The organism is Paraburkholderia sp. PAMB 6770 (assembly GCF_057748135.1).
The window spans coordinates 3,838,615-3,857,255 of the sequence record NZ_CM173238.1; the positions used below are offsets into that span (position 1 = coordinate 3,838,615).

At 66.9% G+C, this 18,641-nt stretch carries 20 protein-coding genes; 12 read left to right on the top strand and 8 right to left on the bottom strand.

Annotated elements, in window-relative coordinates:
* Window positions 1–18 precede the first annotated feature (18 nt).
* From glmS to AC3AP7_RS17460, 7 genes are all read left to right on the top strand, one after another.
* On the top strand, window positions 19–1,836 hold the full coding sequence (gene glmS, locus AC3AP7_RS17430) for a glutamine--fructose-6-phosphate transaminase (isomerizing) (RefSeq protein ID WP_475766909.1): 1,818 nt from the start codon (window positions 19–21) through the stop codon (window positions 1,834–1,836).
* Window positions 1,837–1,895: 59 nt separating this feature from the next.
* On the top strand, window positions 1,896–2,144 hold the full coding sequence (locus AC3AP7_RS17435; RefSeq protein ID WP_475766906.1) for a hypothetical protein: 249 nt from the start codon (window positions 1,896–1,898) through the stop codon (window positions 2,142–2,144).
* A gap of 153 nt (window positions 2,145–2,297) precedes the next feature.
* A complete protein-coding gene (locus tag AC3AP7_RS17440; RefSeq protein WP_475766903.1) occupies window positions 2,298–2,966 on the top strand; it encodes a lytic transglycosylase domain-containing protein in 669 nt (222 codons plus the stop codon).
* Window positions 2,967–3,117: 151 nt separating this feature from the next.
* Window positions 3,118–4,242 (top strand): DUF2242 domain-containing protein, encoded by a 1,125-nt coding sequence (locus AC3AP7_RS17445; protein WP_475766901.1) that lies wholly within the window; start codon window positions 3,118–3,120, stop codon window positions 4,240–4,242.
* A gap of 552 nt (window positions 4,243–4,794) precedes the next feature.
* On the top strand, window positions 4,795–4,998 hold the full coding sequence (locus AC3AP7_RS17450) for a hypothetical protein (RefSeq protein WP_475766898.1): 204 nt from the start codon (window positions 4,795–4,797) through the stop codon (window positions 4,996–4,998).
* Window positions 4,998–5,270, top strand: a complete 273-nt coding sequence (locus AC3AP7_RS17455) for a hypothetical protein (protein WP_475767874.1) — start codon at window positions 4,998–5,000, stop codon at window positions 5,268–5,270. The genes AC3AP7_RS17450 and AC3AP7_RS17455 overlap by 1 nt, the downstream gene beginning before the upstream one ends.
* Before the next feature lie 177 nt (window positions 5,271–5,447).
* Window positions 5,448–6,200, top strand: a complete 753-nt coding sequence (locus AC3AP7_RS17460) for an IclR family transcriptional regulator domain-containing protein (protein WP_475766895.1) — start codon at window positions 5,448–5,450, stop codon at window positions 6,198–6,200.
* A gap of 12 nt (window positions 6,201–6,212) precedes the next feature.
* Here the strand turns inward: AC3AP7_RS17460 and AC3AP7_RS17465 are convergent, their stop codons facing one another.
* Together AC3AP7_RS17465 and AC3AP7_RS17470 are read right to left on the bottom strand one after the other, a co-directional pair.
* Window positions 6,213–6,497 (bottom strand): hypothetical protein, encoded by a 285-nt coding sequence (locus tag AC3AP7_RS17465; protein WP_475766893.1) that lies wholly within the window; start codon window positions 6,495–6,497, stop codon window positions 6,213–6,215.
* Window positions 6,498–6,600: 103 nt separating this feature from the next.
* Window positions 6,601–7,347: a Mut7-C RNAse domain-containing protein gene (locus AC3AP7_RS17470; RefSeq protein ID WP_475766891.1), complete on the bottom strand. Its 747-nt coding sequence runs from the start codon at window positions 7,345–7,347 to the stop codon at window positions 6,601–6,603.
* Between the two features lie 95 nt (window positions 7,348–7,442).
* Between AC3AP7_RS17470 and AC3AP7_RS17475 the strand changes: the two genes are divergently transcribed.
* Both AC3AP7_RS17475 and AC3AP7_RS17480 read left to right on the top strand, forming a co-directional pair.
* Window positions 7,443–8,312 (top strand): NAD(P)-dependent oxidoreductase, encoded by an 870-nt coding sequence (locus AC3AP7_RS17475; RefSeq protein WP_475766889.1) that lies wholly within the window; start codon window positions 7,443–7,445, stop codon window positions 8,310–8,312.
* A gap of 155 nt (window positions 8,313–8,467) precedes the next feature.
* A complete protein-coding gene (locus AC3AP7_RS17480) occupies window positions 8,468–9,103 on the top strand; it encodes a LysE family translocator (RefSeq protein WP_475766887.1) in 636 nt (211 codons plus the stop codon).
* Between the two features lie 303 nt (window positions 9,104–9,406).
* Here AC3AP7_RS17480 and AC3AP7_RS17485 read toward each other — a convergent pair whose 3' ends face one another.
* Both AC3AP7_RS17485 and AC3AP7_RS17490 read right to left on the bottom strand, forming a co-directional pair.
* Window positions 9,407–10,231 carry an OmpW/AlkL family protein gene (locus tag AC3AP7_RS17485; RefSeq protein ID WP_475766884.1) on the bottom strand — a complete coding sequence of 275 codons (825 nt, stop codon included), beginning with the start codon at window positions 10,229–10,231 and terminating at the stop codon, window positions 9,407–9,409.
* A gap of 127 nt (window positions 10,232–10,358) precedes the next feature.
* On the bottom strand, window positions 10,359–11,594 hold the full coding sequence (locus AC3AP7_RS17490; protein ID WP_475766882.1) for a DUF2957 domain-containing protein: 1,236 nt from the start codon (window positions 11,592–11,594) through the stop codon (window positions 10,359–10,361).
* Window positions 11,595–11,620: 26 nt separating this feature from the next.
* Here AC3AP7_RS17490 and AC3AP7_RS17495 point away from each other — a divergent pair, with 26 nt between their 5' ends.
* Window positions 11,621–12,067, top strand: coding sequence for a hypothetical protein (locus AC3AP7_RS17495; RefSeq protein WP_475766879.1), 447 nt, complete (start codon window positions 11,621–11,623; stop codon window positions 12,065–12,067).
* A 503-nt stretch (window positions 12,068–12,570) separates the two neighbouring features.
* Here the strand turns inward: AC3AP7_RS17495 and argC are convergent.
* The 3 genes from argC to AC3AP7_RS17510 form a co-directional block, all read right to left on the bottom strand.
* Window positions 12,571–13,518 (bottom strand): N-acetyl-gamma-glutamyl-phosphate reductase, encoded by a 948-nt coding sequence (gene argC, locus AC3AP7_RS17500; protein ID WP_475766877.1) that lies wholly within the window; start codon window positions 13,516–13,518, stop codon window positions 12,571–12,573.
* Between the two features lie 352 nt (window positions 13,519–13,870).
* A complete protein-coding gene (locus tag AC3AP7_RS17505; protein ID WP_475766875.1) occupies window positions 13,871–14,440 on the bottom strand; it encodes a flavodoxin family protein in 570 nt (189 codons plus the stop codon).
* A 162-nt stretch (window positions 14,441–14,602) separates the two neighbouring features.
* On the bottom strand, window positions 14,603–15,205 hold the full coding sequence (locus tag AC3AP7_RS17510; RefSeq protein ID WP_475766872.1) for a YbhB/YbcL family Raf kinase inhibitor-like protein: 603 nt from the start codon (window positions 15,203–15,205) through the stop codon (window positions 14,603–14,605).
* 281 nt (window positions 15,206–15,486) lie between these two features.
* Here AC3AP7_RS17510 and AC3AP7_RS17515 point away from each other — a divergent pair, with 281 nt between their 5' ends.
* A complete protein-coding gene (locus AC3AP7_RS17515) occupies window positions 15,487–16,182 on the top strand; it encodes a response regulator (protein ID WP_475766870.1) in 696 nt (231 codons plus the stop codon).
* A gap of 98 nt (window positions 16,183–16,280) precedes the next feature.
* Here AC3AP7_RS17515 and AC3AP7_RS17520 read toward each other — a convergent pair whose 3' ends face one another.
* Entirely contained in the window at window positions 16,281–16,967 is a 687-nt protein-coding gene (locus AC3AP7_RS17520) for an orotate phosphoribosyltransferase (RefSeq protein ID WP_475766868.1), read from the bottom strand.
* Between the two features lie 342 nt (window positions 16,968–17,309).
* Between AC3AP7_RS17520 and AC3AP7_RS17525 the strand changes: the two genes are divergently transcribed.
* Entirely contained in the window at window positions 17,310–18,554 is a 1,245-nt protein-coding gene (locus tag AC3AP7_RS17525; RefSeq protein ID WP_475766866.1) for an MFS transporter, read from the top strand.
* Window positions 18,555–18,641 lie beyond the last annotated feature (87 nt).

Genomic DNA, 18,641 nt, shown 5'->3' on the forward strand with positions numbered 1-18,641 from the left:
TCCAAAGGATCCGAATCCATGTGCGGCATTGTTGGCGCGGTAGCGCAGCGTAACGTCGTTTCCGTTCTGATCGAAGGATTGCGTCGCCTCGAATATCGCGGCTACGACTCGTGCGGCGTGGCCGTGCTGGCGGACGGCGAGCCGCGCCGCGCGCGCAGCGTCGCGCGGGTCGCCGATCTCGACGCACAGGTGCGCGACAGCCGCCTCGGCGGCGAAACCGGCATCGCGCACACGCGCTGGGCGACGCACGGCGCGCCGGTAACGGACAACGCGCATCCGATCTTCTCGCGCAACGAACTTGCGCTGGTACACAACGGGATCATCGAAAACTACGAATCGCTGCGCGAGATGCTGCGCGCGAAGGGCTATGTGTTCGTCTCGCAGACCGACACCGAGGTGATCGCCCATCTGGTGCACAGCCTCTACGCGGGCGATCTGTTCGCGGCGGTGCGCGCGGCCGTGCAGCAGCTGCACGGCGCGTATGCGATCGCCGTGCTGCACCGGAGCCAGCCGCACACGGTGGTGGGCGCGCGCCAGGGGTCGCCGCTCGTGGTCGGGCTCGGCGACGGCGAGAACTTCCTCGCCTCGGATGCGCTCGCGCTGGCGGGCAGCACCGAGAACTTCATCTTCCTCGAAGAAGGCGACGTGTGCGAACTCACGCTTGAAGGCGTGCGCATCGCGGATCGCGAAGGCCGTGCCGCGCAACGCGAGACGCGCCAGGTCGCGGCGTTCGGCGGCGCGGTCGAGCTCGGGCCGTATCGTCACTTCATGCAGAAGGAAATCTTCGAGCAGCCGCGCGCGATTGCGGACACGATTCCGCAAGGCGACAGCTTCGATGCGGCGCTGTTCGGCGAACGCGCGCCGGCCGTGTTCGGGCAGATCGACAGCCTGCTGATTCTCGCGTGCGGCACGAGCTACTATTCGGGGCTCACGGCCAAGTACTGGCTCGAATCGGTGGCGAAGATTCCGACGCAGGTCGAGATCGCGAGCGAGTACCGCTATCGCGAGTCGGTGCCCAATCCGCGCGCGCTCGTCGTCGTAATCTCGCAGTCCGGCGAGACGGCCGACACGCTCGCGGCGCTCAGGCATGCGCAGGGGCTCGGGCATGCGCACACGCTCGCGATCTGCAACGTCGCGACCAGCGCGATGGTGCGGCAGACCGAACTGGCGTTCCTCACGCACGCGGGCCGCGAAATCGGCGTCGCGTCCACCAAGGCGTTCGTCACCCAACTGGCCGCGCTGTTCGTGCTCGCGGTCACGCTCGGCAAGCTGCGCGGCCACGTGGACGCAGCGCGCGAGGCCGACTACATCCGCCAGTTGCGTCATCTGCCCGCGGCGCTGAACAGCGTGCTCGCGCTGGAGCCGCAGATCATCGCGTGGTCCGAGGAGTTTTCGCGCAAGGAGCATGCGCTGTTCCTCGGACGCGGGCTGCATTATCCGATCGCGCTCGAAGGGGCGCTGAAGCTGAAGGAAATCTCGTATATCCACGCGGAAGCCTATCCGGCCGGCGAGCTGAAGCACGGCCCGCTCGCGCTCGTGACGGAGGCGATGCCGGTCGTCACGGTCGCGCCGAACGACGCGCTGCTCGAGAAGCTGAAGTCGAACATCCAGGAAGTGCGCGCGCGCGGCGGTCAGCTGTATGTGTTCGCGGACGCGGACAGCCGCATCGTCAACGACGAAGGCCTGCACGTGATCCGCATGCCGGAGCACTACGGGCTGCTGTCCCCGATCCTGCACGTGGTGCCGCTGCAACTGCTCGCGTACCACACCGCGTGCGCACGCGGCACGGATGTCGACAAGCCGCGCAACCTGGCCAAATCGGTCACGGTCGAATGACGGGTTTCCACGGGCGCGGGCTGCGCCCACCGCATTTTTCAACGAAGCACACAGCAACCATGAAGATGAAGCCAATCCAGTCTGTCCTCATGAGCGCCGCGCTGGCGCTCGCCACGGTCGGTACCGCGCAGGCGGCCGGCTGTCTGAAGGGCGCCGTCGTCGGCGGCGTGGCGGGTCATTATGCGGGCCACCACGCGGTGGTGGGCGCGGTGGGCGGGTGTATCGTCGGCCACCATCTGGCCAAGGAGCGCGCGAGGCAGCGGGCGGAGCAGCGCGCGCAACTGCATGCGGCCGCGCAGCCGAGCTAGGCTGCGCGGCGTTTCCTGCTGCGCGGCGACGCGCATCGCGATCGCGTATTACGCATGAAGGCACGTTATGGGCAGATTTGATCTGACAATAACGTGCCTGTTTTTCGAGCATCGGTATAATACGGCGCTTCACCTTCCGAATCCCGAGCGCTGATGGGCCGGCTCCTGTGTCTGATCATCCTCTCGTTCGCGCTACTGCAGAATGCCGTAGCCGAGGAGAGCGGTCGTGACCACATTTCGGACTATCTGACGCATAAGTTCGGCATCGCCAGAGCGAAGGCCGAGCAGATTTCCGAGGCTGTCCAGCAGGCAGCGAGCAAATATTCGCTGCCGCCGGCCCTGCTGCTGGCCATCATTTCGATCGAATCGCGCTTCAGGGACAAGGCCCGCGGCCCGCACGGCGCCACGGGCCTGATGCAGGTCGTGCCGGCCGCGCATCGCGGGCTGCTGCGCCACGTCAAGGATCTCACCGAGCCGGCGGCGAACATCGAAGCGGGCTCGGCAATCCTGCACGGCTATCTGCAGTCGGCCGGCGGCGATCTGGATCTCGCGCTGAAGAGCTACGGCGGCTCGATGGCTTATGCGGAAAAGGTCAGCTTGCGCGTGGAAACCTTCGAACCCGTCGTCGCGCAGCAGGCCGAAGCGCAGGCCCGCGCGCAACCGGCGTCATGTGACGAGTCGGCCTCCGCGGCCGGCTGCGGGGATGCGCCCAACGGCGCATCGTTCTTCGTGCCGGCCACGGCTGTGGCGGCGACACAGGCGGCGATGCAGGCGGCCGCCTCGGCCGGCCTGCCGGGCGCTCCTGCGTCGACGTCGCCTTAGGCATGCGGCCGCCGTCACGGCGGCACGCTGTCCCGCGCCCGCAACGCTTTTTGTATCAACGTGTTACGGCCTGCGCCGGTTTTTCGCTCCCGTCGGCAACCGCTCTACAATGCTTGCCAGTCGACGTTCAGGCAGCTCGCCTTCCGGAATCATGCGTACCTCTTTTTCAATCGCTCTTGCGACCTCGCTGCTCGGCATGGTCGCGCTGTCCGCGTGTTCGGGCACCGCGCAACCGAAGTTCCAGATGGAAATGTTCGATACGGGCGCGAGTCCGTTCGCACGCAGCTTCAACGCGAGCACAACGGACACCTGCGAGGCGGCGCGCCGCGCGCTGCTGAGCCAGGGGTATCTGACGACGTTGCCGCGGCCCGATACCGTCGACGGCACGAAGAATTTCCAGCCGAGCGGCGATACGCACATCTCGGTCGATTTCCACGTGGTCTGCACGCCGGGCGAGGAAACCAGCGACACGAGCATCATCTACGTGAACGCGGTGCAGAACGGCTATGCGCTGAAGAAGAGCGACACGTCGGCAAGCGTCGGCCTGAGCGTGCTGGGGTCGCTGTCGCTGCCGATCCGGTCGAACAATGACGCGATGGTGAAGGTGTCGAGCGAGACGATCCCGTCGGGCACGTTCTACGACCAGTTTTTCGGGCTTGTCGATCATTATCTGCAGACGGTGGTGCGGGCGATGCCGGTATCGTCGGGCGGCGTGGTGACGACGCCTCTGCCGGTTTCGCATCCGATGGCGGTCCCGGTTCCCGCACCTGCCGCGCCGGCCGCAGTGCCGGTTCACACGCCGGCGCTGGAGCCGGCGCCGCCCGGTATGCCGAGGCCGGTTCCGGTGGCGGTCACTGTGCCTCCGGGCGCCCTTGCGGCCCCGGCGGCTCAGACCGCGCCGCTGATGCCGCGGGCCGCGCGGGATCCGTCGTCCGCGAGCGCGGCAGCGCCGGCGGCGATGGCCTCGGCTGCCGTCCAGAAGAAGGACGCCACAGCCGCGGCGCCGACCGCGACTGCGACTGCGCCGGAGACGTCGTCGGCGGCGGCGGCGTCAGCGTCAGCGGCGGCGCTCATGTCCGGCGCGGCGGCCAGTTCGACCGCGGCGGCAGGTTCGGGCGATACGGCGTCGCGCCCTGCGGCTCCCGCGACGGAAACCGCAGCACTCAACGTTCCGCCACTGATCCCGGTCTGGTCGGTCGCGCCTGCGGCGACGGCATCCACCACCGCCCCAGCCGCCTCGGCGCAGCCCGCGAGCGCGCCGGCAGCCGCGCAGTAACCCCCTCAGAGGATTGAACGACAACTGCGCAGTCGCCTATCGGCTGCGCGGATGAGTCAGTTTTCCTCCTGCCTTTCAATATATGCATATTTATATGTAGTAACAGTTAACAAAGCACGTCCGTTTCTGTGGACAACGCAGAATTCCCCTGTCGCCCCAACGCGATAGCGCCGACATAACCGCACGGAGCGCATGTGCAGCGCGCGCCGCAACCGCGCATAACTTTCTCCCGCCTTTGCCACGCGGATGGCTTGTCCAGATATCGCACACAGCCTGTCCGCCGGGCTATCCCGAGGTTGTCCAGAGCCTGTCGTGGATAACCCGCGTCACGGGTGCCGGTGGAGGGCGAATCGCGTGCGAGCCGGTTGGGCTCGGCAACGCACAGACTGCGCGCCCCCATCCGACGCACAGTACGGACAAGCGATGCACGCGTTGTGTACCGGACCGACCGATACCGCTGTTGCTATTTCGTCAAAGAGCATGCAACGGCGCGCCGTCCGGGCATAAAGTTAAAGTGGTTTCTCAAATTCATGGTGCAGCGCAGGGGGTGTCATGAAACGCAGATCCACACGCCAGCTTGTCCGTCTTCTCTCGGACCTCCGGCATTCCGCCCATTGCCGCGCATTGCGCGCGGCGGCGACCGAGCGGGCGATCCAGCTGGCCGCGAGCGAAGCGGCCGAACAGGATGATGCCGACGCAGCCGATCCGGCTGACGCGTGCGAGGCCGACCGGCCCGAGGCCGCCTGGAGGCAATGATGAAAACCGCAAGCGAGTGCTCGCTACGCTTTCTCGTCGAGAAGTGGCTGGCGCCGGGGCCGGCGGCTGCGATCCGTGTGACGGCGTTCAGCCGCACGCGCGCGGGCGGTGTGCGCTACGTCCGGGTTGAAGCGGCATCGGCCGAGCCGGCGCGCGGCCTGTTCTTCTTCCGTCATGACGACGGCTGCTGGTGCGTCTTTCCGCCCAGCGCGGATAGCCGGACGATTGCGCGCGCCGAGTTGGCCGAGCGCCTGCGTGTAGCCTGCGTCTGACGCACGGCGCGCCGGCCGTTTGAGGCGATCCCGCGCGCGACGCACGATGACGTCAGCCGGCAGTCTTCCGCCCGCGCGGCCGCCGGGGTCCATCATCCGTACCGTCACGGCGCTCCTTTCGCGCGATAATCGCGCAAAAGGAGCGCGATGCCGCGCCCCGCTCGACGGACAGACAGCATGGACGACAGGGACTGGATTGCGGGCGCGGCCAAGGCGCTCGCGATTATCGAGGCATTCGACGAAGCGCATCCGCGCATGACCCCAACCCAGGTGGCGTCGGGTGCGGGGTTGTCGCGCACGGCGGCGCGCCGTTATCTGCTCACACTGCGCGAACTCGGCTATGTGGACACCGACGGCAAGCTGTTCTGGCTCGCCCCGCGCGTGCTGCGTCTCGGCCAGTCGTATCTGGATTCGGCGCGCTTGCCGCGCACCGTGCAGCCGTTCTTGCAGCGCATCACCGCTGCCGTGCAGGAGACCGCGCTGGTCGCGATCCTCGACGAGCACGACGTGGTCTATGTCGCGCGCAACGGCGTGAATCGCGCGATGGCGGTGGGCTTCGTGCTCGGATCGCGCGCGGCGGCGCCGCTGTCGTCGGCGGGGCTGATCCTGCTGGCGTTCCAGGCGCCGGAGTCGATCGAGAAATGGCTCGCGTCGTACGAGATCAAGGTGTTCACGCCGCACACGTATTCGACCCTCGACCAGTTGCGCGCGGTGCTCGCCGAAGCCCGCCGCAACGGCTATGTCGTCACCGACCAGCAGCTCGAACTGGGCATGCGCGGCGTCGCGGTGCCGCTGCGCGACCGGCATGGGGCCGTGGTGGCGGCGATCAGCGTCAGCATGCCGATCGGTCAGGAGTCGGCCAACGCCGCGCTGCACCGCGTGCTGCCGACGCTGCAGGAAACCGCCAGCCTGTTGCGCAATCTTGTCTGAGCCGCCAGCCGCTCAGGAGGCGTCCGCGGCGAGACCGCGCTGAAGGAGTTCCGTGAGCAGCCCGGTCATGCCCTCCGGGTGCGCGGCGGCGCGCTGCTTCAATTGCTCGACGAGTTCGCCGTCCAGCTTGCAGGCAAACGGCACGAGACCGCGCGCCTGGTCCAGACGGCGCTGCTCGCGCCGGTCCAGCGCGACCGTCTCGGAGCCTTTGCCGAAGCGCTCCGAGCCGGAGCGCTTCATCGCGTGGGTGAGTTTCAGCGCCTTGTTCTTTTCAAGGTCGGTTTTTTTCATGGCCATACGGAATGCCTCGACGAGTGGAATCAGAGCGCATTGTACGCAGTGCGACGCACGATCCGGGCGCGCCGCCGTGCGAAAACGGCAGCCACGACGCTCAGGCCGCTCAGGCGCGCGCGGCGATGACGCTGTCCATCAGCGCGCGCATGCGTTGCCAGTGCGAGCCCTCCCAGAACACGCGGGCGCAGCAGTCGCAGGTGACGAAGCGGGTGTGGCGCGCGAACACCCCTGCCGGGACGCGCCCGGCCGCTTCCTGCGGGCCGATGCGCCGCAACGGCGCGTTGCAGGCGAGACAGAGCCGGAACGGCTGTGCGCTGCGCGCCAGATCGAGCCGGTCGACGATCTCGCGCAACTGCGCTTCGGGCTTCAGCGCGTGCACATAGCAGCCGTGCGTGATCGTGCGGCGCTTGAGCAGCTCGCGGTCGCGCGTGAGGACGACGCGGTGCTCGGCGGCGGCGAGCCGCTCGATGTCGGGGTCGGGATAGTGATTGTCGTAGAGCGTGTCGAAGCCGGCGAGCCGCAGCAATTGCGCGAGCGCGCCCAGATGGGCGTCGGCGATGAAGCGGATCACGCGCAGCGGACGCTCGCGCACGCGCAGCAGCGGCTGGATGTCGAGCGCCTCGAACGTCGGATAGACCGCGACGCGGTCGCCGTCGTTGAGCTTGCGCTCGAAGCCCGCCGACTCGCCGTTCACGAGAATCAGCTCGACCTCCGTGTGCGGCACGCCCAGCGCTTCGATCATGTGCTTCGTGGTGGCGTCCCGCGCGCACGCGCAGCTGAAGTCGCGCCGGCGCAGCGGCCGTGCAAGGAAGTCGTTCAGCTCTTCGTAAAAGCGGAATGTCGCGGTGACCATGCCGATCAGTATCGCACCGGCGCGGGCGCCGCGTGTCCTGCACGTGTCGCGCGGCTGTGGTCTACTTGCCGTTTTCCCGCAGACTGGAGCATGCGATGGACATCGGCTTTATCGGTCTTGGCGAAATGGGCGCCAGGATGGTCGAAAACATTCTGGGGGCAGGGCACCGGGTGCGCGTGTGGAATCGTTCCGCGGAACGCGCCGCTGCGCTGGCCGCCGCGGGGGCCGTGGTGGTGGCGACGCCCGCCGACGCGTTTGCGGGCGACGCCGTCGTGTCGATGCTGGCCGACGACGCCGCGGTGCGCGCGGTCATCGACACGTCGCTGCTCGACCGCGCGCACCGCGGGCTCGTCCATGTGAACATGGCGACGATTTCGGTCGCGCTGGCGGAAACGCTCGCGCACGAGCATGCGACGCGCGGCGTCGATTACGTCGCCGCGCCGGTCCTCGGCCGCCCGGACGTCGCGGCGGCCGGCAAGCTGACGATCGTCGCCGGCGGCCCGGCCGAGGCGATCGAACGCGTGCAGCCGGTGCTCGACGCAATCGGCCAGAAAACGTGGCGGATCGGCTCGCTGCCGCAGCAGGCCAACGTGATGAAGCTGGCTGCCAATTTCATGCTGGCGTCGGCCGTCGAGACGCTCGGCGAGGCGTCGGCGCTGCTCGCCGGCCACGGCGTCGCGATGCAGGATTTTCTCGACGTGATCACCGGCGGTCCGTTCCCCGGCCCGGTGTACCAGGGCTACGGCAAGATGATCGCGGAACGACGCTACGAGCCGGCGCTCTTCAAGGCGCGGCTGGGGCTAAAGGACGTGCGTCTCGCGCTGGCGGCGGCTGACGCGGTGTCGACGCCGATGCCGGTGGCCAGCGTCGTGCGCGACAGCCTGCTCGAAGCGATCGCGCACGGCGACGGCGACAAGGACTTTGCCGCGCTCGGGCGCGTCGCGGCGCGCCGCGCCGGCCGCTGAGGTTGCTGAGGTCGCTGAAACTGTTGAGGTCGCTGAAACCGCTGAAACCGCTGAAACCGCTGAAACCGCTGAAACCGCTGAGGCCGCCGAGGTTGCTGAAGCCCGCGCCCACGACACGCCTCATCCCGGATCCACTCGCTTTTTGCTGATCGATCATGACACTGCACACATGGTGGATGTTCGTTGCCACAGTTTTTATCGTTTCGGCCATCCCCGGCCCCAATATGCTGCTGATGATGACGCACGGCGCGCAACATGGCGTGCGGCGGGCGAGCGCGACCATGGCGGGCAGTCTGTCGGCGCTGGTATTGATGCTGTCGGTATCGGCCGCGGGACTCGGCGTGTTTCTGGAAGCGTGGCCAGCGATGTTCAACGCGCTGCGGCTGCTCGGCGCCGCCTATCTGGTGTATCTCGGCGTCAAGGCGTGGCGCGCACCGGCCGACGAGGCCGGCGCGACCCGCGCCGACACGCTCGCGGCGAAGCCCGCGCGTTCGCGGCTTGCGCTCTTTCGCAACGGTTTCCTCGTGGCAAGCAGCAACCCGAAAGCGATTCTGTTCGCGGCGGCGCTGCTGCCGCAGTTCATCGACGCGAGCCGTCCGACGCTGCCGCAGTTTGGCATCCTCGTGGCGACCTTCGCGGTGATCGAGGTGAGCTGGTATCTCGTGTATGCGGGGTTCGGCACCCGGATCGGCGCGACGCTGAAAAGCCGTCAGGTGGTCCGTGCGTTCAACCGGCTGACCGGCGGCGTGTTTGTCGGATTCGGCGCGGTCATGGCGCTGGTGCGGCACTAGGCGCCGCTGCGCGGCGGCGTCGAATAAGCGGCGCTTGCCGGTTTTGGCAACCTCGGGCAGTCACCTGTTGTTTTTGCGCGACTTTGAGGGTCAACCCTAATTTCGATGTTGCGACGCATCAGGCTGTTTGCTATAGTACGTCTTGTCTCCTCCATGTCTCCTCTGATATGGATTCAGCCCGCCAATTGAGCGGGCTTTTTTTTTGCCCATTTTTCGCCGTTTTTTGTCGCGCCCGCACGCCACCCGCCGGCGTGCTGTGGCGCGCGGGGCTGTCTGTCGCGTCAGGATTGCGTCAAAGCCGCGTCAGAACCGGTACGATACCGCGAGGAACGAGATGATCGGGTCGGCTTTCAGGTCGGCCTTGGACACGGCGAGCTGCGTGCCGTCCGCCGCCTTCACGATCACGGACGACGTGGTCGACAGCGGGATGTACGTCACCGACGCGACGATCCCCCAGTGATTGGTCAGGTTGTACTCGGCGCCGGCATTGAATACCGGTTGCCATGACGGCGACGCTTTCGCGGACACCTGCGTCGTGCCGGGCTTGCCCGCACCGGCGGCCAGCACTGACCCGAGGTTGTTCTGCGTCGACGTGACGAAATTCGGATTCAGCTGGATGTCGGTAAAGAAGTTGTACGACACGCCAATGCCCACGAACGGTCGGAATTTCGAGGTCGGTTCGCCGAAGTAGTACTGGAGCAGCGCGGCCGGACTCCACTGCCGCACGCTCTTGACGATCGGATTCACCGACGGATCGCCGATGTTCTGGCTCCCGAGCGCGCCCGCCGGTCCAGGCGGCTTGATCGTGCCCTGGCCGGTCAGCTGGAAGGTCGGCGGCACGCCCGCGACGGTGGTCAGCGCAATGTGATCGGTCAGGAAGTGGCTGAAGATGAGGCCGACCGTGTCCGCGCCGTTGGTCGACAGGCCGGTGCCCTGCGACGTGAACGAGTCCGGCAGGCGCAGCGGCGTATTGATCGGCTGCGGGGTGACGTCGGTGGTCAGCGCCGAGCTGGAGTCCTGCGGCATCACGTGAAACCAGCCGAGCACCGCGACGTTGTCGCCCGCCTGCTGGGCCTGTGCGCTGAACGACACGCACATCGCCACCAGCAACAAAAGCATTCTTTTCATGACGTTCCTCCTGAGGCGGGCGACTCGCGCTGCGCGACGGCCGCGGTATGCGCGCCCGCCGGCGCACCGCTCCCGTTGCGCGCCGGGGAGCGGTCGCCTCGTGGCATGGTGGCGGCGGATGCGTCCACTACTGGACGAAGGCGCCGATCGTGAAGTAGGGCGAAGACGCGTTGGTCAGATCGAGGTAGCCGAACACGCCGCCGGTGAAAATCATCATTCCGGTGGGCGTGCTGCCCGTCGACGCGCCGACCTGGGTTGTCGTGACGACGCCGGGGGTGCTTTGCGCAAAGCTCAGGTTCAGCGCGGTCGCGAGCGACGCATTGGATGCATCGAACGGATCGAGCAGCGTCGCCTCGGTGCCTTCGAGGGCGGTCGTGCGGTAGTTGAACTGGCTGTCCACGCCGATGTACTCGCCGTCCTGCGAGTCGACGGCAATCGTGCTTTGCGGCGCGAGTATCGAGATGCCCGACTCGTCGTCGGCTTCGAGTGCCGACGGGTTCGCCGCGCCGGTACGCACGAGGATCGGCACAAGCTGATTGCGCAGCTTGCCGACGATCATGAAGCCCTTCGCGATCGGCGTGGTCGCGAGCGTGGGCTTCGCCTGCCCCTGGAAGTTGTCGGTCTCGAACGCGCCGCTGCCGTCGGACGACTGCACGAGGTTCGTGCCCGGCTGCTCGCAGGTGCCCGAGTGCACGCCGGTATAGTCGCATTCGGTCCAGGTGCCGTCGGCATTGATCGTGATCTTCGCGTTCACCGCCACCGGCAGGAAGTTCTGCGACGGCACCTGGTGATAGCCGAGCTGGTTATACGTGCCGGCGACGTTCGCGATATTCGTTTCAATCGACGAGAAGCCGATGAACGGGTAGTACGGGAACGTCGTATCCGGCACCGCGCCGACGCCGAGCACGCCGCCGTATTCGATCTGCGCGCCGGGAATCGTTCCGCCGGCAACGCCTTCGCCGACGAAAATGCGCGCGGGCTCGCTCGGATTGAGACTTGCGCCGTTGAGCCGGTAGGCGCACTGGTTCAGCTTGGCGGTGGGCAGCTCCGTTTCCTGCGTCAGCGTACCGCTCGCGGTCGTGCCGGCGCGCGTCGGCGTGACGGTGCCGGTCGTGGCGGGGATCGGAGATTCGACGTAGGTGACCTGCCAGGTCATTTTGGTCGTGTCGAGCTGCAGCTTGACGAGTTCGCCGTCGCCGCCGCCGCCGGTGAACACGGTGCTGTAGTCGAGCGAGGACGGACACAACGCGGCCGCCTGCGTGGCGGCGCTACTGCCGCTACCGCTGCTGCCGCCGCCGCCTCCGCCACATGCCCCCAGCAGCGGCGCTGCGATGACCAGTGCCGCGACGAATTTCCAGTTCATACGACCCCTCCCAGGATGTTTTCTACGTGGGCGGCCGCCTCTTCGGCGGCCGCCTGTTGCGTCTCGTTGCTGTCGACGCCGGTCGCGGGCGCAGGCGCTTTGCGCCTGCCTGCGCGACCGGTGCCGACTACCGCGCAGCCCCGCCCGCCGGGTCCTGCACGGGCAGGGATCGGCATGGCGATGCGGCTTTCCTCGTCGTGAACCGGAACGGCAGACAGGCCGGCGGCGCGCATCGGCGCGGCCCGGTCGGCCGCGCGTGCCGCTCGGGGCGGCGTGCGCGGCGCGATGTCCTGTCGTCGAAGGAGACGCTGTATCCGGTGTGCGATGCGCGCGGCGGGACAAATCCGCGGCAGGCGCCGTCAAACAGCGTTGCGATGCCGCCGCGCTTCGGATCCGCGTCGGCGGAGAGTCCGCCGGAACCGCTGGATGCGTCGTGCAACGCGGCCTTGGCCAAGGCCGATGTCAGGCCATGAAACATGGCATCCGACATGCTGCTGTCTCCCTTGATCTATTTGTGCGGACTAATTTCGCTGTGCGCTTATTCGCTGTCAATTGAAAGAACCGTCTAAAAAGGTCGATTCAAACGATGTAAAAAGCGGAACACCCGCATGAATAAGCGATCTGCGAATTTTTTAAACAATCAGACTTTTTTCGACGGGAGGGGCGGGAACGCGATCTGACCGCATGGGCCGGCCCATCGGGCTCGCAGGCAAAATCCGTTATCATCGGCGAACGGTCGTTCGTAGCAGAATCGGGTATTTCCCCAAGGTAATCTGCGTTATCTGTCGCGCGACGACGCTGGGAAATGACGGCGCGGGCGGACAGCAATTCGCCATTGGCCGGTTCATCCGGCAATCAGATCAGGCCGTGTGTGCGAGTCCTGAAAACCCGTGTGCCGGGTTTAAAGCAAAATCGGCCGGCTGTTGCCAGCCGGCCGACCGTGTTTGCGCTGGCGCGTGCGCGCCGCGACGCATGCCTAGCGTTTCAATCCGCTGTCTTCCGCGGCGCCGACCGCGAGGTTCATGCACTGGATCGCGGCGCCCGACGCGCCTTTGCCGAGATTGTCGAGCCGCGCGACCGTGACGAAGCGTTCCTCGTTGCCGAACACGAACAGGTCGACGCGGTTGGTGTCGTTATTGGCCTGGACGTCGAAAAAGCCGCTGTCCAGATTCTCGTCAGCGTCGAACGGCGCGACGCGCACGAACGCTTCGCCCGCGTAGTACTCGGCGAAGAGCGCTGCGACGTCCTGCGGCGCGGCTTTTCGCGCGAGCTGGCTGGGCGAGAAGAATGTCGTGACCGCCAGACCCTTGTAGAAGTCGCCGACGATCGGCGTGAACAGCGGGGCCGACTTCAGCCCGGTGTGCGCGGCCATCTCCGGCAGATGCTTGTGCGCAAGCCCGAGCGCATAGGCGCGCGGGCTCGCCAGCTTTGCGTTGCCGCCCGCTTCGTACTCCGCAATCATCTTCTTGCCGCCACCGCTGTAGCCGGTGATGGAGTAGCTGTGCGCGGCAAACGCCGGCGACACGAGGCCGGCTTCGACGAGCGGACGCATCGCGAGCACGAAGGCCGACGCATGGCAGCCTGGCACCGCGATACGCTTTGCGTGGCGCACGCGCTCGCGCTGCGTGCGGGTCAGCTCGGGCAGGCCGTATGCCCAGTCGGCGCTGGTGCGAAACGCGGTGCTCGCGTCGATCAGCACCGTGTTGCCGTTTTCGACCAGCGACGCCGATTCGCGCGACGCGGTGTCCGGCAGGCACAGGAACGTGACGTCCGACGCGTTGATGAGACGACGCCGCTCGTCGATGTCTTTGCGCTTCGCTTCGTCGATACGCAGGATTTCCACGTCGGCGCGCTGCGACAGGTATTCGAAAATCTTCAGGCCGGTCGTGCCTTCCTGTCCGTCGACAAAAACTTTCGTGCTCATCTCGATCTCACTGGCTTGCGGGAAGTCGCGGCGCGATGCGCCGGAGCGTCATTTTAAGGCCGGATGGGCCGCGTGCGTGTGCAAACCGTGTGCAAACCGCATCGCGGACGACATTGCGCCGCCGACATGACAGCCGGATGAAGCGAGATCGCGCCCGAGAAGGGCTCGGCGCCGCGGGACCTGCGGGCGGGCCTGCCGCCGGGGCGGACGGCCCACCCGCGGCAGGGCAGGGCCCCGTGGGACACCGAACGGCAAGAGATGGCGCGACAGGACACGGCGCAGCAGAACGCAGCCCCCGATCGGGACGCGTGCGGCGGATGCCGCTGCGCGGCGCCGGCAGCCGCGCGGCGCGTCAGCCCGCCGCGCGCCAGCGTGCGCTTGCCGCGGCCACGCGTGCGCCGAATGCTCTCGCGGTCGCCAGATCCCCGGCGGGAGGCGCCTCCTCGGGCGACGCGTCGGAGGGCGACTGGGCGAGCAGCCCCGTGTAGCCGCCGACGTAGTTCAGATCGTCGCGGGTGGCGGCCTTCGTGTTCGACGGCATCAGGCCGGTGCCCACCCAGACCATGCTGTGCTGCATCGCGAGCGTGACGAAATACTGCACGGTGGAGAACTTGTCGCCGTTCATCGTGGCGGAGTTCGTGAAGCCGGCGGCGATCTTGTCCTTCCACTTTTGCGTGAACCACGCTTTCGAGCTCGCGTCGGCGAATTTCTTGAAGTCGGCCGACGGGCCGCCCATGTAGGTCGGCGCGCCGAAGACGATCGCATCGGCGGCATCGAGTTCCGACCAGCCGGCGTCGTCCAGGTCGCCGACCGCAATCAGCTTCGCGGCGGCGCCCGCGTCGAGCATGCCGGCGAGCACGGCTTCCGCGAGTTTTTTCGTATGGCCGTAGCCGCTGTGATACACAATGACGATCTTCGACATGGGCTTCTCTCCTCAGGAAGAACAGACAGGGGTGGCGTGGGCGCGCGGCGTCGGCCGTGCGCTACCGTGAGCTTCGTGCAGCGCGCGGTTTTTGCCCAGCGCGGGCGCGAACGACACAATTTCGCGATGGTCGGCAATCGGTGCCCGGTCCATGCCGGAACGCTAGCGACCGTAGCGCACGACCAGTTTCGCGCTCGCCAAGCTCGCGATGCCGATCTCGTGATCGAACATCAACGCAGGCCACCCCTGCGCGAGACGCAGATCGACGCTGTTCAGCGCATACACGGTGATGACGTAGCGATGCGGTTTGCCCGGAGGCGGGCAGGGCCCGCCATAGCCGTCGACGTCGAAGTCGTTGCGTGCCTCGATTGCGCCGATTCGCTTGAGGTAGCCCGACGCGCTCGCATTTTCGGGCAGTTGTGTCACATTGGCGGGGATGCGGGCGACGGCCCAGTGCCACCAGCCGGGCCCGGGCGCGTCCGGATCGAAGATCGTCACCGCGAAGGCGCGTGTGCCGGCGGGCGCATTCCGCCAGGATAACGCCGGCGACTCGTTCAGGCCTTTGCAGCCGTCCTGGTCATACACCTGCGCGGTGCCGAAGGTTCCCCCGTCACGAAAGCTCGCGCTGGTGAGCGTGAACGTCCCTTGCGCCGATGCGTGCGGGCAGCCCAGGACAAGCGGCGCCGCGCCCACTAGCGCGAATGCATGGCGCATCAGATTGCGGTGGCGCGAAGCCAGTGCGACGACGAGGCAATTCGGGCGCATGGGCCGATTCTCCTGTCAGAGGCGCGAGGGCGATACACGCGACGCACAGTATTGCCCCTAACGGGCCTATGGGGTGATGGCGCTGCCGGGCCGGATCGAGTTTAACATCCTGTTACGGGCGGCTGGCGCCTTCCGGCGCGGGCCGTGGCGGGTGGAAATCAGCTATATTCGGACAATCGGGAAGAGGGGCGCTGACACGGTGAAGTTCGCGAAGCCCGCACGGCCGTAAAATATTGGATAGCTAAAGGTTCGGAGAGCCTGTTATCAGCGAAGGGAGTGCAATGCCAGATCCAATCAGGGTCATCGTGGCCGATGATCACCCGGTGATCTTGTTTGGTGCCGAGCAGGCACTGCTCAAGTTTCCCGGTATCGAGGTAGTTGCGCGTGCGCACCAGTCGACCGAACTGATCCATGTGCTGCAGACAGTCGCATGCGACGTGCTGGTGACCGACCTCGCGATGCCCGGGGGCCAGTTCGGCGACGGCTTGCCGCTGATCGGCTATCTGCGTCGCAATTTTCCGGCCCTGCCGATCGTCGTGCTGACGATGCTCGAAAACGCCGCGCTGCTCAAGCGGCTGATCGATCTCGGCGTGACGTCGATCGTCAACAAGGCGGACGATCTGAGCCACATCGGGCTGGCTGTGCAGCACGTGAGCCGCTCGCTCGATTACACCAGCCCGTCGGTGCGGGCCGCGCTCGACCAGTTGCGCCTGAATTCGAGCAGCAGGGGCGGCGAGGAGGTCGTGTTGTCGCGGCGCGAACTCGAGGTGGTGCGCCTGTTCGTGTCGGGGTTGACGATCAAGGAAATTTCCGAGCAGCTCAGCCGTAGCATCAAGACGATCAGCACGCAGAAGAATTCGGCGATGCGCAAACTCGGCCTCGATCGTGACTCCGAATTGTTTCACTATGCACAGAGCAGCGGCCTGTCGAATCTGACGTCCTATCCGGTCAGGCAGAATCGCGAGACGCCGCCCTGAATGCACGCCGCGCGCGCGATATGAAAAAGGCCGCCTGTCGACGCGACAGGCGGCCTTTTTCGATCCGGCGCGCCGTGCGCGGCGCCGCGGCTAGACGACTATTGCGGTGCGCCCGTCGCGCCGCCGTGCGCGGCCGACCAGTCGGCCGGCGCGTGCAGGAATTTCTCGACTTCGTCGAGCGTCTTCGTTTCGAAGTAGCCCGAGGCCTTCGCGACGCGCAGCACGTCCCACCAGGTTGCGAGCGCATGCAGGTCGACGTCGATGTCTTTCAGCACCGACACGCTTTCCTTGAAGATGTTGTAGTGAAACAGCACGAAGCAGTGGTTCACCGTCGCGCCCGCGGTGCGCAGCGCATTGATGAAGTTGATCTTGCTGCGGCTGTCGGTGGTCAGGTCTTCGACGAGCAGCACGCGCTGGCCTTCGGTAAGCAGGCCTTCGATCTGCGCGTTGCGGCCGAAGCCCTTCGGCTTCTTGCGCACGTACTGCATCGGCACCATCAGGCGGTCGGACAGCCACGCGGCGAACGGGATGCCGGCGGTTTCGCCGCCCGCGACCGCGTCGATCTGCTCGTAGCCGACATCGCGCAGGATCGTGGCTTCGGCCATTTCCATCAGGCCGCGGCGCACGCGCGGATACGAAATGAGCTTGCGGCAGTCGATATAAACCGGGCTCGCCCAGCCGGACGTGAAGATGTACGGTTTTTCCGCGTTGAAGTGCACGGCCTGGACTTCCAGCAGCATCCTGGCGGTCGTGTCGGAGATCGTCTGGCGATCGAAGCCTGTCATGGGCGGGTCCTTGGTATGAGCGGGGGAGTGCGGGCGCGGGGCCCGAGGTGTCGCAAGCGGAGCATTCCGCGCGGTAACGGCAACGGCGGAATGGGTAGCCGGTCGGCGATACAGGCCGGTTTTGCGACACGCGTAGCCCAATATTTTACCTGAATCGGCGCCGGCCGAGGAAGCGCGCGAGCCCGGACGCGCGGGGCGGCGCGCGCGGCGCGAGCGGAGCGGCGGCCTTTTTGGCCGGCTTGTGAGCGGCGGCACGCGCCGATTACACTCACGCGGTTTTCGGGGCGCCGGGCGCACCCCGCGCGGCAGCCCGCCTTCTCCGCACCCTACGGAATACTTTCGATGACCGCCGTCTCCTCTTCTTTGTCTTCCCGCGCTTCCGCGCAGCGCGGCTACGCCGGCCGCGCGCTGCTCGCGGCCGTGCTCGGCTACGCGATGGACGGCTTCGATCTGCTGATCCTCGGCTTCATGCTGCCGGTGATCGCGGCGGATCTGCATCTCACGCCCGCACAGGCCGGCTCGCTCGTGACGTGGACGCTGATCGGCGCAGTCGCGGGCGGGATCGTGTTCGGCATGCTCAGCGACACGTGGGGCCGGGTGCGGGTGCTGACCTGGACGATCCTCGTCTTCGCGGTATTCACGGGCCTGTGCGCGCTCGCGCGGGGCTACGGCGACCTGCTCGCGTACCGCACGGCTGCGGGGCTGGGTCTCGGCGGCGAGTTCGGCATCGGCATGACGCTCGTCGCCGAAGCGTGGCCGGCTGCGCAGCGGGCGCGGGTGTCGTCGTATGTCGGACTTGGCTGGCAACTCGGCGTGCTCGCCGCCGCGCTGCTGACGCCGGTGCTGCTGCCGTTGGTAGGCTGGCGCGGGATGTTCGCACTCGGGCTCGTGCCGGCACTGGTGTCGTTTCTCGTGCGGCGTCGCGTCGAGGAACCGGCGCTGTTCGTCGAGCGCGCGCAGCAGCCGCGCCGGCCCGGCGGGCGCGCCGCGCCGCTCAGGCAACTGGTTGCCGATCCGCGCACCGCGCGCGCGAGCGTGGGCGTCGCGGTCTTATGCTCGGTGCAGAATTTCGGGTATTACGGCCTGATGATATGGCTGCCGAGCTATCTGTCGAAAACCTTCGGCTATTCGCTCACGCGCTCCGGGGTGTGGACGGCTGCCACCGTGCTCGGCATGGCGTTCGGCATCTGGCTGTTCGGGATGGCCGCCGACCGCTTTGGCCGCAAGCCGGCGTTCCTGTGCTACCAGGCGGGCGCGGTCGTGATGGTCTTCGTCTACGCGCATCTGGACACGCCGGTCGCGCTGCTGGTCGGCGGCGCGGTGATGGGCGTCTTCGTGAACGGGATGATCGGCGGCTACGGCGCGCTGATTTCCGAGCTTTATCCGACGCACGCGCGCGCTACCGCGCAAAACGTGCTGTTCAATATCGGCCGGGCGGTCGGAGGGCTCGGACCGATCGCCGTCGGGGCGCTGGCCGCGCGGTTCTCGCTCGGCGGCGCGCTTGCGCTGCTTGCATCGATCTACCTGCTCGACATCGTCGCGACGCTATGCCTGATCCCCGAGCGCCGCGGCGCAGCGCTCGACTGACACGCACCCCGCAGGGTTCCATGCCGGATGAATCCGTCGCGCGATGCGGCGCCGCAGCATCCGGGCGAGCGGTATCGATACCGCTGC